Origin of the sequence: Arenicella chitinivorans, assembly GCF_014651515.1 — a bacterium.
Taxonomy (GTDB): domain Bacteria; phylum Pseudomonadota; class Gammaproteobacteria; order Arenicellales; family Arenicellaceae; genus Arenicella; species Arenicella chitinivorans.
Map to the genome: position 1 here is coordinate 226,666 of NZ_BMXA01000003.1, position 14,979 is coordinate 241,644.

At 50.2% G+C, this 14,979-nt stretch carries 13 protein-coding genes; 9 read left to right on the forward strand and 4 right to left on the reverse strand.

What is annotated here, in order from left to right:
- Positions 1 to 51 precede the first annotated feature (51 nt).
- On the forward strand, positions 52 to 2,937 hold the full coding sequence (locus tag IE055_RS10830) for a TonB-dependent receptor domain-containing protein (RefSeq protein WP_189400741.1): 2,886 nt from the start codon (positions 52 to 54) through the stop codon (positions 2,935 to 2,937).
- 145 nt (positions 2,938 to 3,082) lie between these two features.
- Here IE055_RS10830 and IE055_RS10835 read toward each other — a convergent pair whose 3' ends face one another.
- On the reverse strand, positions 3,083 to 3,487 hold the full coding sequence (locus IE055_RS10835) for a DUF4826 family protein (protein ID WP_189400742.1): 405 nt from the start codon (positions 3,485 to 3,487) through the stop codon (positions 3,083 to 3,085).
- A gap of 3 nt (positions 3,488 to 3,490) precedes the next feature.
- On the reverse strand, positions 3,491 to 4,459 hold the full coding sequence (locus tag IE055_RS10840) for a class I SAM-dependent methyltransferase (protein ID WP_189400744.1): 969 nt from the start codon (positions 4,457 to 4,459) through the stop codon (positions 3,491 to 3,493).
- 75 nt (positions 4,460 to 4,534) lie between these two features.
- Here IE055_RS10840 and IE055_RS10845 point away from each other — a divergent pair, with 75 nt between their 5' ends.
- From IE055_RS10845 to IE055_RS10855, 3 genes are read left to right on the forward strand one after another with little or no spacing between them, the layout of a single operon-like run.
- Entirely contained in the window at positions 4,535 to 6,112 is a 1,578-nt protein-coding gene (locus IE055_RS10845) for a tetratricopeptide repeat-containing sulfotransferase family protein (RefSeq protein ID WP_189400746.1), read from the forward strand.
- Between the two features lie 5 nt (positions 6,113 to 6,117).
- Positions 6,118 to 7,707, forward strand: coding sequence for a tetratricopeptide repeat-containing sulfotransferase family protein (locus tag IE055_RS10850; protein WP_189400748.1), 1,590 nt, complete (start codon positions 6,118 to 6,120; stop codon positions 7,705 to 7,707).
- 52 nt (positions 7,708 to 7,759) lie between these two features.
- Positions 7,760 to 8,830 (forward strand): hypothetical protein, encoded by a 1,071-nt coding sequence (locus IE055_RS10855; RefSeq protein WP_189400750.1) that lies wholly within the window; start codon positions 7,760 to 7,762, stop codon positions 8,828 to 8,830.
- A gap of 4 nt (positions 8,831 to 8,834) precedes the next feature.
- Here the strand turns inward: IE055_RS10855 and IE055_RS10860 are convergent, their stop codons facing one another.
- Positions 8,835 to 9,527: a 2OG-Fe(II) oxygenase gene (locus IE055_RS10860; RefSeq protein WP_189400752.1), complete on the reverse strand. Its 693-nt coding sequence runs from the start codon at positions 9,525 to 9,527 to the stop codon at positions 8,835 to 8,837.
- Between the two features lie 225 nt (positions 9,528 to 9,752).
- On the opposite strand from IE055_RS10860, the gene IE055_RS10865 reads away from it, so the two are divergent.
- From IE055_RS10865 to IE055_RS10875, 3 genes are read left to right on the forward strand one after another with little or no spacing between them, the layout of a single operon-like run.
- Positions 9,753 to 10,145 (forward strand): EF-hand domain-containing protein, encoded by a 393-nt coding sequence (locus tag IE055_RS10865; RefSeq protein ID WP_189400754.1) that lies wholly within the window; start codon positions 9,753 to 9,755, stop codon positions 10,143 to 10,145.
- Positions 10,146 to 10,158: 13 nt separating this feature from the next.
- The gene (locus IE055_RS10870) at positions 10,159 to 10,800 is read left to right on the forward strand and encodes a sigma-70 family RNA polymerase sigma factor (RefSeq protein ID WP_189400756.1); all 642 of its coding nucleotides are present in this window, start codon (positions 10,159 to 10,161) and stop codon (positions 10,798 to 10,800) included.
- Between the two features lie 10 nt (positions 10,801 to 10,810).
- Positions 10,811 to 11,176, forward strand: a complete 366-nt coding sequence (locus tag IE055_RS10875; RefSeq protein ID WP_189400758.1) for a hypothetical protein — start codon at positions 10,811 to 10,813, stop codon at positions 11,174 to 11,176.
- A 13-nt stretch (positions 11,177 to 11,189) separates the two neighbouring features.
- Here IE055_RS10875 and IE055_RS10880 read toward each other — a convergent pair whose 3' ends face one another.
- Positions 11,190 to 12,365, reverse strand: a complete 1,176-nt coding sequence (locus tag IE055_RS10880) for a retropepsin-like aspartic protease (RefSeq protein WP_189400761.1) — start codon at positions 12,363 to 12,365, stop codon at positions 11,190 to 11,192.
- A gap of 122 nt (positions 12,366 to 12,487) precedes the next feature.
- Here IE055_RS10880 and bktB point away from each other — a divergent pair, with 122 nt between their 5' ends.
- Both bktB and IE055_RS10890 read left to right on the forward strand, forming a co-directional pair.
- Positions 12,488 to 13,669: a beta-ketothiolase BktB gene (gene bktB, locus IE055_RS10885; protein WP_189400770.1), complete on the forward strand. Its 1,182-nt coding sequence runs from the start codon at positions 12,488 to 12,490 to the stop codon at positions 13,667 to 13,669.
- Positions 13,670 to 13,749: 80 nt separating this feature from the next.
- Positions 13,750 to 14,772 carry an acyltransferase family protein gene (locus IE055_RS10890; protein WP_189400772.1) on the forward strand — a complete coding sequence of 341 codons (1,023 nt, stop codon included), beginning with the start codon at positions 13,750 to 13,752 and terminating at the stop codon, positions 14,770 to 14,772.
- The last annotated feature ends 207 nt before the right edge of the window (positions 14,773 to 14,979 follow it).

Consider the following 14,979-nt stretch of genomic DNA (forward strand, 5'->3'; position numbering starts at 1 on the left):
GCGCGGCTGTGTCCAAAAGTCTTACATAAACCTTAATAGAGGAAAGAGTGTATGAATTACAATAACCCTTTTAGAAAAAGTGCGATTGCGCTAGCGGTAAGTTCTGCAAGCGTATTAGCGAGTGGCTTCAGCGGCTCAGCTTTCGCGCAAGAAGAAGACGTGGCTGATGCGGCTCAACTTGAAGTTGTTACCGTAACTGGTTCGCGCATTCGTCGTCCAGATTTAGATGGTGCTAGCCCAGTTACTGTCATCAACCGTCAAGAGTTGCTTGAAACTGGTATCACTGACATCGGTGATCTGATTCAAAGCATGCCTTCAATGTCAGGTTCACCAATCGGCACAACTACCAACAACGGTGGTAACGGTGCGGTATTGATTGACCTGCGTGGTTTGGGTACTGCGCGTACTCTGACTCTGGTCAACGGTCAACGTATGGTAGATGGTGGTGATTTCCAAACTATCCCATCGTCGATGATCGAGCGTGTTGAAATCCTGAAAGACGGTGCATCAGCGGTATACGGTGCAGACGCGGTATCAGGCGTAGTAAACATCATCACCCGTAAAGATTTCGAAGGTGTTGAGCTGTCTGCGCAAGTTGCAGAGTGGCAAGATACTGAAGGTGCTGGCCAAACTACGTTTGGTTTCATCGCTGGTAACGCCTTTGACGGCGGTAACTTCGTTTTCGGTGCTGAGCACGTAACACAAGACGAAGCTTACCAAGCAGATACTCCTTGGGAGTACATGAAAGATTCTTACTACATCTATCCAGAAGGTTGTGAGAATAATCTGCTTGAGCCATACCCAACTGGTTGTTTCCGCATTGGTTCTTCGCGTATCCCTGAAGGTCGTTTTGGCTTCTTGTCACAAGGTACTTTCACCACGGCTAGCGTTGCAGAAGCACCATACCAAGCTGCTTTGATGACGCCATTCGATGGTCGTAACTACAACTACGCACCAGTCAACTACATGCAAACGCCGTATGAGCGTACTAACATTTTTGCTGAAGCCAACTTTGATTTGACCGATTCAGTTCGTTTCAAAACTGAGTTGCGCGGTAACTTCCGTGAATCAGCGCAAGAGTTGGCACCATTGCCATACGCGACTGGCCCAACAGGTGATCCAGGCTACCGTGGTAACTTCAACGGCACAGCGTACAATGGTGTTTCTGAGCAGAACTACTACTTGCGTCAAGCGGTTGACCGTTACAATGCGGCAACCGGTGCTGGCCTAGTTTATGAGCCAGTGGTTGATGTGCGTCGTCGTCAAATTGAAACGACTCGTCGTTTTGAGCAAGAAATCACTCAGTTCCAATTCGTTACTGCACTGGAAGGTGAGTTCAACGACATGAACTGGAGTGTTTTCATGAACCAAGGTTACCGTGTTCGTGATGACGTTGACTATGGTCAATTCTCAGGCAACCGTTTGTCCAATGCATTAGGCCCATCGGCTGACTTGGATGGCGATGGACGCCCAGAATGTTACGGCAACGTAAATGACCCAAGCACCTTAATTCAAGGCTGTGTGCCATTGAATCTGTTTGGTGGCGGTACTGTGGTTCGTAACACTGGTGAAATCACTGGTACGTCTCTGACTCAAGACATGGTTGATTACGTGTCTGTTGACTTGGTTGATCAGTACAAAAACCGTCAAACTGTGATTGGTGCTGATATCGCCGGTTCCATGTTTGAACTACCTGCTGGTGAAGTTGGTTGGGCTGTTGGTTACCAATACTGGGATCAAAGCTTCTCATATACACCAGACTCAGCGAAAGCTTTGGGTGCGGCCACCGGTAACGTTGGTGCAGGAACTAATGGTGATCTGACCAGTAACTCAGTATTTGCTGAGGTATCGGTTCCTCTACTAGATAACGGCACGCAAAACTTGTACATCGACGCGGGCGTTCGTTACGACGATTACGATGCGTTTGATGCTGAAACAACGTGGCAAGCAAAAATCAACTTCCAAGTATTGGATGATGTGAAATTGCGTGCGACTGCGGGTTCAGTATACCGTGCTCCTACCATCAGCAACCTGTTTGGTGGTTTGGTTGACAGCTTCCCAACTGCGAATGACCCATGTTCATTGTCTGGTAGCGCTGCTATCGCTCCAGGTTGTGCGCAAGTTGCACCGCAAACGGATTCTCAGCTGCGTTCGAATGTTGGTGGTAACCCAAATCTACGTCCTGAATCTGGTGAAACATTCACCGCAGGTGTAGTTTGGACTCCAAACTTTGAGAACAGCGATTTGTCAATCACGTTGGACTACTGGGACATCACACTGGATGACGGTATTTCAAGCTTGGGTGCACAAGCCATTCTGGATGACTGTTATGTTAACCTGAACCAAGATGCGTGCTTATTGGTAACACGTAACCCAGACTACTCTGTTGGTTTGATCTTGGATGCGCCTTTGAACCTGACCGAAGAAACAGCGAAAGGTATCGACTTCGAAGCGCGTTATAACTTCAGCACTGACATCGGTCAGTTCGAAGCATCGTTCTTGTTGGCGCACACGCTTGAGCGTGGCTTCCGTCCTACAGCGAATGATCCAATTGATGATTTTGCCGGACGTTACACACTGGGCGAAGCTTTTGCTGAGAACAAGTTCAATGCACGTCTACAATGGAGCCGCAACGACCTGTCTATTGGCTGGTTGGGTGAGTACATTGGCAAGTTAGAAGCTGATACCAACTGTAACTGTGGTGTAGGTAACCGCCCAGATGGTTCATACGTACAAGACATCGATGCGCAAATGTATCATGACTTGGTTGTGAACTACACGGTAGGCGACACTGGTTTAAGTGTTGCTGGCGGTGTCACTAACTTGACTGACGAAGAGCCACCTTACATTGACTCAGGCTTCAACGGTAACACTGACCCAGCGACATACCGTCTGTTCGGTCGTGGTTACTACCTGCGTCTAAACTGGAAGTTCTAATCAGTTGACCAAAATCTAGAATAATTAGAGTAATGATTAAGGGCTGCCAATTGGCAGCCCTTTTTTTCTGTTTAGTGAGTAACGTTTGGGTCACTCGATTGACGTCGAAATGATCGCCGTCATACTCTAGTTCATTCGGCGCACTTTATGCTGCCCACAGAGAATCTTGTTCTACCAGTTCTAGCAGTGATGTAGATTGCGCTACTAGGGAATCGGCAAGAACGTTGTCTACGGTGTCATTATCGTAGAGCCTTTGCGCGTCCAATTGCCATTTCAGCGCAAAATGACGGGCCGCTTCTCGTGGCGTTAGCGCGACGTCCTCGGCGGCAAAGTGTACAAGTTCGTTGGAGTTCGCGAACCAGATTGTTTGAGTGTGACTGGTAGAAGTTCGGACCTTGCCGATCATGATAGAGAAAGGAAAAATCCAGCTTGGTTTCGCTTCCGCGATTTGACTCTCGATGACGTTACGAGCAGCCAAAGTGTGAACCGATTGAGCCAAGGTTTTGTTTACCCAGTCGGTTATCTCAGGTTTGTCGCTAATTGATTTCATGATTTAATTCTTTACCGCAGTAAGTGCCCATGCAAGTGGGCGATTGGTGTCATTTGGCATTAGAGGACCGGCTTGCTGTAACGTTAAGCCTTGTCCGTGAAGGCGTTCGCAAAGACGATGAAACTGTGCTTCATCGATTGCTGCATCCAACATGGATTGCATTCTGACGCTGTACGCGTCTGCCTCGCGTTGCATCGCGTCTAACCAGTTGTTAAGTTCGCTAGCGTCGTAGTTGAGGAAGCTTGCGTGGATCTTGCCAGTGGTCAGGTACAAGTGCTCGAGAAAATCAGCCGCAACAAGGTCACCACCTTGCTGAACCGCGTTTTCAATACTGCGCATTGCAGGCTGTAAATCGGCACCGGCTTGATCATAAGCGCGTCGGTCGTTGCCATCGGCGGCAGCGAACCCGGCGTTAAAAAAAGCTTGTGCGAGCGGTAAGAATCGCGATTCTTTAAGCGTGGTCAACAGTGCTAGATTGCGTCGGCATTCGCCTGCAATGCTTCCGCCCGTGTAGTGTAGTAAAACGCGTAGTGTGCCTTGTGGCGCGAGGGTTCGGACTGCCTCGTCAAACGCCCTTTGACCAGCATACTCGATTCCAAACTGACTGAGCACGACGTCGAATTGGCCATCGTCAAACTGTGTGTCCGCGGCATCGCCGAGCACAGTTTTCACGTCAGTAAAGCGCTCACCGATATGTTGGATCGCCGCTTCCGATGAATCCAAACACGTCACCGCAATCTGTTCGCTTTGCGGGCTGTTACGCAGCATGTCGATTAATGCGCCATGTCCACTGGCTAAATCAAGTAATTGCAGTGGCATTGGTTTGTTTACGAGTTCTGAGAAGAAGGTATACCAGTATGTTTGGATACTTGGGTGGTTGGCGCCGCTGTCTGAAAAAGCATGTGCGGAGTCAGAGTTCTGCCAAAAAGTGTCCCAGCTGGAGATCTGCTGGGTAGAGTTATCAGTGGTCATGGGCTTAGATAAATAGCGCTGTTCGGTACCCGTGTTATGTTACCATTTCACACCGATTCAGATCAGATCTTTGCGATGAATAACCACGTAAATTCTTTGAGTAAGGCAGCGCGTCAAGCGGCGATGAATCGAGATTGGAGCGCGGTGATGCAGTACGCTGGCCAGATTCTCAATGTCGAACCTAATTCCCCCGAGGGACTCTTTTTGCGCGGACTTTCTAGCCGCGCACAGGGTCATGCTGACGCCGCGATCAGCGCGCTGCAGGCGGCGTTCTCACAGGACCCGGCCCGTTACGACGCAGCGGTTGAGTTGGCCGCGATCTATTCACTACAACGCCAAAATAGCAAGGCAGCCGACTTGTTAGAGCGGGTCGTCCCCTTGCTAAATAACAGTCCCAGATATTTGGATTTGGCCGGCACGGTTTACACCGAGATCGGTCTAATAGATAAAGCGTATCCATTGTTTGTGAAAGCCGCTGAGATTCAACCCGGTATCGATGTCTTTGAAGCAAACCTGGCGACCTGCAGTGTCTATCTTGGTAAGATCGACGAGGGCATCGCACTGTATGAAAGCTTGCTGCAACGCAACCCGTCACATCGCAAGAACCATTATCAATTATCACGTCTGAGAAAGGCAGAGAATGAGACGCATATTGCGCAGATGCAGGACCTTTTGCTGGATCCTAACGTGGACCCGCGGCGAAATGTGCCGCTTTTATTTGCAATCGCAAAGGAGCTCGAAGATCTCCAGCGATGGCCAGAGAGCTTTACCTATTATCAACGCGGTTGCGACGCGATTTCGCAACAACTAAGCTATCGCGTCGAAGATGATGTTGCGTTGATTGATCAACTTATCGAGACCTGCTCTGAGCAGTGGGTAGCAGATCAGAATTTAGCGCACGATAAGGCCGAACCAACGCCGATTTTTATTGTGGGTTTGCCGAGAACTGGCACCACACTGGTTGAACGCATCATCTCTAGTCATAGCGAAGTTGAAAGCCTCGGTGAAACCCTATTTTTGCCACGCATCTTACAGTCACTGGGTTCGCAAGTCGGTGGCAAGCCCTTATCCGCTCAGACTATTAGAGATCTTGGAAAAAAAGACTTGAGTGGCTTACCGGGTGCGTACTTGAATCAAGTCGGGTATCGATTGCAGGGAGCACCCATGTTTATAGAAAAATTGCCCTTCAATTTTCTTTATGCTGGGTTTGTTGCTAAAACCTGGCCCCATGCAAAGTTTGTACATCTAGTTCGTCAACCCATGGATGCGTGTTTTTCGATGTACAAGCAAGTTTTTACCGGCGCTTACCCGTACTCGTATCGGCTGGCGGATTTAGGGCGCTATTACGTGGCGTATGATCGTCTGCGTCAGCATTGGCAGCGGGTTCTCGGTGATCGTTTTATCGAGGTGGAATATGAAGCGCTGGTTACCGACCAAGCGGCGCAAACGACTGACTTGTTGCGTAGCTTGTCGCTCGAGTACGAACCTCAATGCCTACAGTTTGAACGTAACCAAGCGCCAAGCGCGACAGCGAGCTCGGTGCAGGTGCGAAGTGGCGTCCACTCGGGGTCTGTGAATAAATGGCGACGATACGAAGCCGAGTTAGCCCCCTTACGCGCAGTGCTTGAGGCAAACGGCATAACGGTTGGTTGATGCGTGTGAATCAAGTCTCTGTGCTAGAGCTGAGTCGGCGTGCGCGTCTAGCCGTAAGTCAACGTCACTGGGCTGCTGTCGAAACGGCCGCCAACTCTATTTTGCGCATCGACGAGCATAGCGCAGAAGGGTGGTTCTTATCTGGTTTGTATCAACAGTCGCAACGGCAGCTGGGTGCGGCTATGCATGCTTTCGAATACGCTTGGCAGTTAGCGCCGGAGCGCTATGATGCGGCGATCGAATTGGCAGGTTTGAAGCGACAACAATTACACCATGCGGAAGCGGTCCAGATCCTGCAACAAGTTGGTCCATTGTGCCACCAGAGCTCGTTATACAGTCATAAAGCTGCGCAGATTTACACCCGTCTGGGTTTGCATGAAAGCGCAAATCCATTTTACCGACGAGCGGTTGCGATTCAGCCTGACGCGGCGTCGTTAAAAGCCAGTTTGGCCACCAATACCACACTGCTAGGCAACATCGATGAAGCTCGTTTGCTGTTAAACGACCTACTGCACCGTTACCCCAAACATCAGCGCCATCACTGGGAACTAGCTGCACTGAGGTCCGCCCAGGACGATCATCATTTACGGCAGATGCAGCAGCTTCTTGAGGCTTCTGATGAGCCGGACGAACGTAATATATTTTTACTGTACGCAATTGGCAAAGAGTCCGAAGACCTCGAACGTTGGGAATCCGCCTTTGATTGTTATCAACGTGCCGGTGCGGCAGCAGTGAGACTGGCCAGCGCGTCGGGTTATCAGATCGGTCAAGATACGGCACCCTTGGATGCGCTTCCTTCACTCTGTAGTCGAGACTGGTGTGCGCAACATGTCACATCGAGCGCTTCGAAAGACAATGAGCTAACCCCGATTTTTGTGGTTGGATTGCCGCGGACCGGCACTACCTTGGTCGAACGTATTTTGAGTAGCCACTCGAATGTGGATAGCGCTGACGAGACCTTCTTTTTGCCAATTGCACTACGTCAGGCTATTCAATCGACAGACTACACCAACCCGGATTTGACCGTTGCTGATCTGACCCGCGTGGCTGAAACCTCGCTCAGAGAGGTGGCAAAAACGTACAGTGATCTAGTTCGATATCGACTCGATGGAGCGCAATATTTCGTCGATAAATACCCGCTCAACTTTAAAAACCTTGGGTTTATCTGTGCGGCATTTCCGAACGCAAAAATTGTTTTGCTTGATCGACATCCGATGGATGCGTGTTTCGCATTATTTAAACAGCCGTATTTCAACTTTGCATATCGTTTGGATCATCTAGCGGATTATTACCTTGCTTATGATCGGTTAAGACGCCATTGGCTCGCGAGTTTAGGAGAACGGATAACGTCAGTGAACTACGAGGCACTCGTGACAGAACCGCAGCGAGAAATTGCCCGGCTGTTGGATAAACTTGAGTTGCCGATTGAGCAGGCTTGCTTCGATTTTCACACCAACCAGTCCGCGAGTGCAACCGCTAGCTCAGTGCAAGTCAGAGAGGCAATGCACCGTCGCTCGGTGCAGAAGTGGGTCAATTGGGAGCGCCAGCTGGCGCCATTGAGTGCATCTCTATTGGCCGCCGGTGTATCAGTCTAGTTGAGCCCAAATGTCACGAATCGGATTACGCAGATAAAGTCAGCAACGAATTATGAAATTAACCCCCTCGCAAACCGAAATTGCTATTCCGAATTTATTATTCGATCCTGAGTTCTATGTTTTTGATATTGAACCGTTGGCAGGTCGATATAAGTTTTTGATGATGTCGGAAGAGAACTTGCGGTTGTGTCCATTCATTGATATTCGTGCCGAACCGCTTGCGCAAGCGAGTTTCTATCTGGATGCCGGTCAGGTGGAATCGTTGGAGGCGAACCACGATATGGTTCGACCAGCAGTTCACTACATCTTTCATCATGCGTTCGTATGCTCGACCTTAATGGCGCGTGGTTTGGATCAGTTGCCTCAATTCATTAGCTTGAAGGAGCCGTGGATTTTGCGGCGATTGGCAGACATTAAGCGATCTGATCATGCCGGTGAGCTTGCTCAGGGTGAGCGGTGGCGAACGATGTTTTTAACCGCTAACCGATTATTAGCTAAGCGTTATCGATCAGGCCATAATGTGGTGGTAAAGGCTACCAATGTATCGAATAATCTCATCTCCGATACGCTCGATTATCTCCCCGCGAGCAAGATTGTGTATATGTACTCAGGGTTGAAAGACTTTTTGGTCTCGAACCTAAAGAAGCCCGCAGAAACACGCGAAAAAATGCCATGGTTACTACAGCAGTTCTTAAAAGATGCTGACTTTAGTTTGCTTCTAGGCCGCATACAGCCCGTCAACCAACTCACTTTTTTGCAGGTGTGCGCGTTGATTTGGTTAACCAATATGTCGGTAATTGAGCAGCACCTGCGTGGTGCAAACGGTCGTCGAATTCTGTTACTGGAGATGACTGACTTTTTACTGCAGACCCCGGAAACATTAGCTCAGATGGTTAAGCATTTTGAGCAACCGGTAGCGTCGGCTGAGTTGCAAGCGCTCGCGCAATCAGACACTTTTCAACGTGATGCGAAAAACAGTGAGGCCAAGTATTCTGCCGAGCAAAAGCGGATCGAGAAACAAGCGCTACTGGACGCATACGGTGGTCAAATCGACGCCGTAATGGACTGGTCTGCGCCCCTGGTTGCATTGCTTTCGCTCGATACCTACGCCAAGCTTGATTAACGTCTCAATCCAGATCTGGCCGCGCAATTGCAGGATCAGATCTGAGCCAGCCAGTGATTGAATAGCGGTTTGCGTTCACAAAGGGGGCCACGGGCGAGACGCTGTGCAGAACTGGGACTCGAAACAGTGTCATGGTATTAAACCCCGGATACCAAGTCTCAGACGCATTCTCATTTGGTCCATTAAAAAAATTGGTGCCGCCGCCCCAGTTTGGAGACCAGTGAGGACAGAAGTTAAATACGACGGCATACTTTCGCTGTCCGCTTGGGTTGGCTTCGCGTTTATCACCAAAGTCATCGTGTATATTTAAAAAATGCCCTTTTTGATAACACGTCGCGCTTGGATTCATTTTCACTAAGCTTTTATCTTTAGTAAGTGCTCGGGCATAGTTCAAAAATTCGCTGCTGTTTAAGAACGTTGCTATTTGGTACAACATCGCCTGTTCATCAAGTTGTTGGCGTAAGATGGCATTGATGATGGGATAAAATTTATAGATAAATTGATATTCGTCAGACGCGCGTGAATACACGTCTTGATAAATCGCTGACTCCTCCTGCTCACTGAGTGTCTCAAGCTCAAAGGCATCCAGTGCATGCGCAGTCCCGGCTTCACCACTGTATGCTAAGTGCCAAGGGGTCTCGTGCTGGAGAGTTCGGTGGATAGCGTTGGCAGCCTCTTCAGTAAACAGGTTAGGCACCCGTACTCTACCTGTGTTTTCGAGTTGCGTAACGTGGCTGGGGTCGAGCTCAGGGCGCTGTAGTGCAAGGCGTGGCATATTTGATCGAGAGCAAACTAATTCAACGCCGCATTTTCGCACGCTTTTTGTTGAGCGTAAAATGGGAAAAAACTGAACTTTTTGCGCAGGAAACAGTGAATTGCAACGTTAAACTAATACACAAGCAATTAATTAAGGAGTTTATCCATGAAAAAATTTAATGTCGTAAGTGTCCTAGCTGGCCTGTCGGTTGCTCTGACTGGGCCAACGTTTGCACAAGAACAAGCCGCTGAAGATTTTCCAGACGGTCCTCCGCGACATCATGAGTTGAAGCATCACAAAAAGAAGCGTGATCGTATGCATGAGTACATGATGAAGAAGGTGGATACCAATGAAGATGGTCAGATCGATTTGTCTGAGTATCTCGCCAACGCTGAGCAACGCTTCAAAAACATGGATCTCAATGGCGATGGCTATGTAACTCGTGAGGAACAAAAAGAAGCCGGGAAGATCATGCGTGAGAAACACCGTGAAATGCGAGAGAAAATGCGCGCTGAACGAAAAGCAGCGCGTAAGGCAGCTGAAGGCGACAGCGAATAATCGGTCTGTTTGAATGTCGGCGTACGCCCAATTTGATGATCGGCGTTTGTTTGAGCTGATTCGGTCGGGTAACCATGATGCATTTACGCAATTGGTTACCCGCTACACGGACCAGTTTTTCGCGCTGGCTTATCGAACGCTGGGGAGCGTGGAAGACGCACGAGATGTCGTACAGCAAGCGTTTGTAAACTTGTGGGTCCGACCGCATATGTGGCGACCGGACAAAGCCAAGTTCACAACCTGGTTTTATCGTGTGATTCTTAACGCGTGTCACGACCAACTTCGTCGCGGCGCTAAAACCGCGACGGTCGAGCCGGCTGAATTCGATCGCGCCGTGGGTGAGACGTTTATGGAGTCGCACTCAGCAACGAAGGATGTAGCTGACACGGTTGCAGAGCGTCAACATACGGAATGGCAACGTCATTCCTTACGCCGTTGGATCGCTGAGCTGCCGAGTGCGCAACGTGATGCGCTCACGCTTGTGGTGCAATCTGAACTGCCTCAGCGAGAAGCCGCCGAGGTTCTTGGGGTCAGCGTTAAAGCGCTCGAGTCCTTATTGATCCGCGCCAAGCGAAACCTAGCGCAGCAGTTGGCCGTGGAACAATCTAAGCAGCGTAGAGATAGCCCATTGCTGCGTAATATATTGAGTCAATAACGGGGGGCGTATGAGCGAGTCAAACTCTACCATTGAAATGTTAATCAAGCAGAGCAGTCAGGATGTGCCTGATGCAGCATCGCTGCAAATGCAAATACTTGAACGCACGCGTCATCTGCCTCAGAGCGTACCTCGCCAGTTGGAGCAGCCCAGTGCTAAGGCACGCAAATCTACGGTTCGTCGTTGGTGGAATCCATTGCTGGCCACGACAGCCGTGACGGTATTGGCGATTGGGGTCTTGGGTGATCGCCAGGATTGGTATCGCGACGTGCCATCAGTACACATGACTGCGGTAAACGACACCGGTGACGCATATCAGCTGGAGTTGCAAGAGCTTCTGATTCTGGAAGATGATCGCTTGTTTGCCCAGTTGTGAGCTCGGTCTTGGCCTAGCGTTTGGGGGTGAAGACTAATCTGCCAGGGTTGTTTTCGAGTCGATAATCGTATTCTTGAGCAAGCGCGCTGAGTACGTCGGTTCCGAGCAGGCCGTCATAGTGCTCAAGGTCAATTTCGGCGACTAACACACGGTTCAAGGTAAACTGGCCCAAGGTTATTTGATTCAGAGAGTAAACTGAAGCCTGGCGCTGCCCGTTGGCCGTAGCCAACCAAATTTTTTGCCCGGTAGGGGGTAAGTTCAGGGCACGAATCGTTGCTTTGCTAAGTGCGGTAATCGAGGCCCCGGTGTCGAGCAGCAGAGTAGTTGGTTGTTGATTGAGTGACACGCGCACCAGCATACTTGACCCTTGAATTTCCAGCGGAACCTCGACTTCATCATTGCGAGCTTGGTCGCTTGACTTGCGTTCAATTGTGTCGAGCGCGTGCTCGGCAATGGCACCAAAATCGGGGTCGTAACGTAATTCCTCATACAACAGACGGGCTCGATTCAGGTCGCCTAAATGCAGGTTGGCGTGCGCCAATTCCAAACGAAATCGAGTAACGCCGGGATGCAAATCTACCAACTGCTGATACAACAGCTGGATGCCCGAGAGATCTCCGTTACGTTCTAATTCGTTGCGCAGATAGGCGCTGGTGCGCACTAACGCAGAGAAAGCCGCTTCTTGAGCATCCGGCTCGACCTCGAGCTGGCTTAAGCGAAGGTATGCCTTATGTGCCTCGTGCCAGTGGCGATCACGTTCGGCGTGTCGCGCATAGGCTTGCCAGCTTAGGTTGTCGTCAAATAACTCAGCGGTGAGGGCCAGCCGATCCAGAGCGTTGGGTTGGGTAACATCGATGGCCAACAATTGTTGTTTAATCGCATTGAGTTCAGAACTGGAGAGTGCCGAATAGTGTGATAAAACATAGTTTTTGATCTGTGCCAGGTTGCCGTCTGATAACCAGGTTCGAATATTGGAGTGTTGGATTGGTAACGGATCGTGATTATCGTCTGTTTCAGGCAACGTCACCACCGGTGTGGCACGGTGTGGCATCGGCACTTGGCCATTCGGGGTCAGCAACTCTTTATTGTGAGTCTGCGATTTCGTTTTCGAATCCAGTGTCGGCCGATCGCATGCTCCGAGCATACTTAAACAGGTCAGCAGGTAGATAGTCGGCAGCGTACGTTTCATGACGCGACGATAACATAAACAAATAGTGATCATGTTGTTTGTTAGGTGGTCACCGTGTGAGCGGATTGGTACTATCTGCTGCAGTATCATTTCGGTCCCCCATACAAAATTTGGAGTATTTCATGTTGAACGAAGTCTTTATCGTCAGTGCCGTGCGCACGGCAATCGGTAGTTTTGGTGGCAGTTTGAAGGGAGTGTCGCCCGCGGACTTAGGCGCTCACGTAAGTCGTGAAGCCGTAAAGCGCGCTGGTGTGGACATCAATTCAATCGGCTCCAATGTCGTCGGGCATGTCATGCGGACCGATGTTAAAGATGCCTATATGGCACGACGTGTGGCGCTGCAGGCTGAGTTGCCAATCCATACGCAATCGCTCACCCTGAACCGTTTGTGCGGTTCGGGCTTGGAGGCAGTCACATTTGCAGCCCAACAACTGCAACTGGGTGAAGTCGGTGTTGCCGTTGCCGGTGGTACGGAGTCGATGAGTTCCGCCGCGCATCTATTGACGACCAACCGCTGGGGGCAACGGATGGGCGATGGCACGATTCAAGATGAATTGACGGGCGGTTTGACCGACCCGTTTGGTGTGGGGCACATGGGGATTACTGCTGAAAATCTGGCAGAGAAATACGTGATATCTCGAGAAGAGCAAGACGCGTTTGCGCTTGCGTCACAGCACCGTGCGATCGCTGCCATTGAGGCCGGTCATTTTGCGTCTCAAATCACACCGTATGAAATCGCCACGCGCAAAGGCTCTGTGGTCTTCGACACCGATGAGGATCCGAGGGCGGACACCACGGCTGAGCGACTGGGGAGCTTGCGAGCAGTGTTCAAAGACGGAGGTTCAGTCACCGCGGGCAATGCATCTGGTATCAACGACGGCGCAGCAATGGTCGTGCTTGCAACGCAGGAGCAGGTGACACAGCAGCGTTTGAAGCCGATGGCGCGCGTGGTGTCCTATGGCCGCTGTGGGGTGCCAAACGAAATCATGGGGATTGGCCCTGTCGGCGCAACTAAGATGGCTTTATCGCGGGCGGGTTTGTCGGTAGCTGACTTGGATGTGATTGAATCCAACGAAGCATTTGCTGCACAGGCGTTGTCGGTGGCCAAAGAGCTTGATTTCCCAGCAGACAAAACCAATCCGAATGGGGGTGCAATAGCTTTGGGTCATCCAGTTGGGGCCAGCGGCGCCGTGATTCTGACAAAGCTTATTTACGAGCTTCATCGAGTCGGTGGCAAATATGGTTTGGCGACATTGTGTATTGGTGGTGGCCAAGGCATCGCGATGATCGTTGAGGCAGTTTAAGCTGATTTAAGCACCAAGGTTAGGGCCGCGATTTGGCGTGACTGGTTGCACTTGCTCATCAGAAAGCTCACAATTCGCGTATGAGTAATCGCCCTCCTATTACAGCTCGTAATCCGCGCGTGGATCTGTTGCGCGGATGGCTCATTTTGTTGGTGATTGTTGGGCATATTGTGCTTGGCTCAGTGCATGAACAGTTTGTGCGCTACGCGATTTATGCGTTCCATATGCCGCTGTTTATTGGACTGACGGGTTATCTACTCAACCCCGATAAACTGGCCAGCAGTTCATTGATCGCCGTCGGTGCGCGATACTGGTGGCGAGTCGGATTGCCATTTTTAATTGCCTTTGCTTGCTTCACCGGAATCCTGCTTTTGCATGCGCAACAGGAAGGGCGCTTTAGTTCAAGCTTGGTGTTGGGTTATCTGGTTACGCCTTATTATCACCTCTGGTTTGTCCCAACGCTGATTCTGTGGGTGTTTGGGTTTTGGTTGGCGCTCAAACTGCGTTTTCCATTGATCTTAGCGCTGCTGGGCAGCGTGTTTATCACCGCAGTCTGGAGTATGTTCGCTGGTGTTTCGCTGCCCCATATCGTCGCGCTGTTGGTGAGCAAAAAAGTTGTCTACTTTTTCAGTTTCTTCTTGTTGGGTGCATGGCTGCGTACAGACGCGGGTGTGCGCTGGTTGCGGTCTATGACGGTGATTAACGCGATTCCACCGGCCATTATCTTGATCAGCGCTGCGGTCTATCTGATGCATATCGGGCCTGAGAAGTCGGTGCTTAAGGGTGGTGCGTGGTTAATGATGAATTGTGTGTTGATTTTGGTCAGCATCAAGTGGATTCAAACACGTCTGTCGGCCAAAGCGAACAAGACTGTGCGGCGTGGTTTGATGAGTAATACGCTGGTCGCCATGGGGCGAGTGTCGCTGCCGATTTACTTGTGGCATGTGGTGCCGATGTTTCTCCTCAAGGGCTGGGATATTCACCAGACTCAGCCTTGGATCTATTATCTAGTTAGCGTCGTAGGCGCGAGCTTGATTGTCGCAGCCTTGCTAAAGATGGAAGGCAAAAACCGGCTGATGGATCGGCTTGTCTATGGTATTTAACGGGTCTGATAGGCAGTACAACTAGGCATAAAAAAAGCGCTTCGGTTTAGGGCCGAAGCGCTTAAAACAAACTAAATAGTGTAGGGGTGGGGTATATTTAGCTTGGTTTTCAAATGAAAAACAACATGTCTCAGCGGCTCGTTCATTCCGCGTCGACGTCTCCTTTATACCAAAAAAAAACCAACTTCACACGACTAATTTACACCT

Excerpts from the sequence above, each read along its gene's own strand:
- IE055_RS10830 (WP_189400741.1), top strand. The coding sequence starts at position 52 with ATGAATTACAATAACCCTTTTAGAAAAAGTGCGATTGCGCTAGCGGTA.
- IE055_RS10835 (WP_189400742.1), bottom strand. The coding sequence starts at position 3,487 with ATGAAATCAATTAGCGACAAACCTGAGATAACCGACTGGGTAAACAAA.
- IE055_RS10840 (WP_189400744.1), bottom strand. The coding sequence starts at position 4,459 with ATGACCACTGATAACTCTACCCAGCAGATCTCCAGCTGGGACACTTTT.
- IE055_RS10845 (WP_189400746.1), top strand. The coding sequence starts at position 4,535 with ATGAATAACCACGTAAATTCTTTGAGTAAGGCAGCGCGTCAAGCGGCG.
- IE055_RS10855 (WP_189400750.1), top strand. The coding sequence starts at position 7,760 with ATGAAATTAACCCCCTCGCAAACCGAAATTGCTATTCCGAATTTATTA.
- IE055_RS10865 (WP_189400754.1), top strand. The coding sequence starts at position 9,753 with ATGAAAAAATTTAATGTCGTAAGTGTCCTAGCTGGCCTGTCGGTTGCT.
- IE055_RS10870 (WP_189400756.1), top strand. The coding sequence starts at position 10,159 with ATGTCGGCGTACGCCCAATTTGATGATCGGCGTTTGTTTGAGCTGATT.
- IE055_RS10875 (WP_189400758.1), top strand. The coding sequence starts at position 10,811 with ATGAGCGAGTCAAACTCTACCATTGAAATGTTAATCAAGCAGAGCAGT.
- IE055_RS10880 (WP_189400761.1), bottom strand. The coding sequence starts at position 12,365 with ATGAAACGTACGCTGCCGACTATCTACCTGCTGACCTGTTTAAGTATG.
- bktB (WP_189400770.1), top strand. The coding sequence starts at position 12,488 with ATGTTGAACGAAGTCTTTATCGTCAGTGCCGTGCGCACGGCAATCGGT.
- IE055_RS10890 (WP_189400772.1), top strand. The coding sequence starts at position 13,750 with ATGAGTAATCGCCCTCCTATTACAGCTCGTAATCCGCGCGTGGATCTG.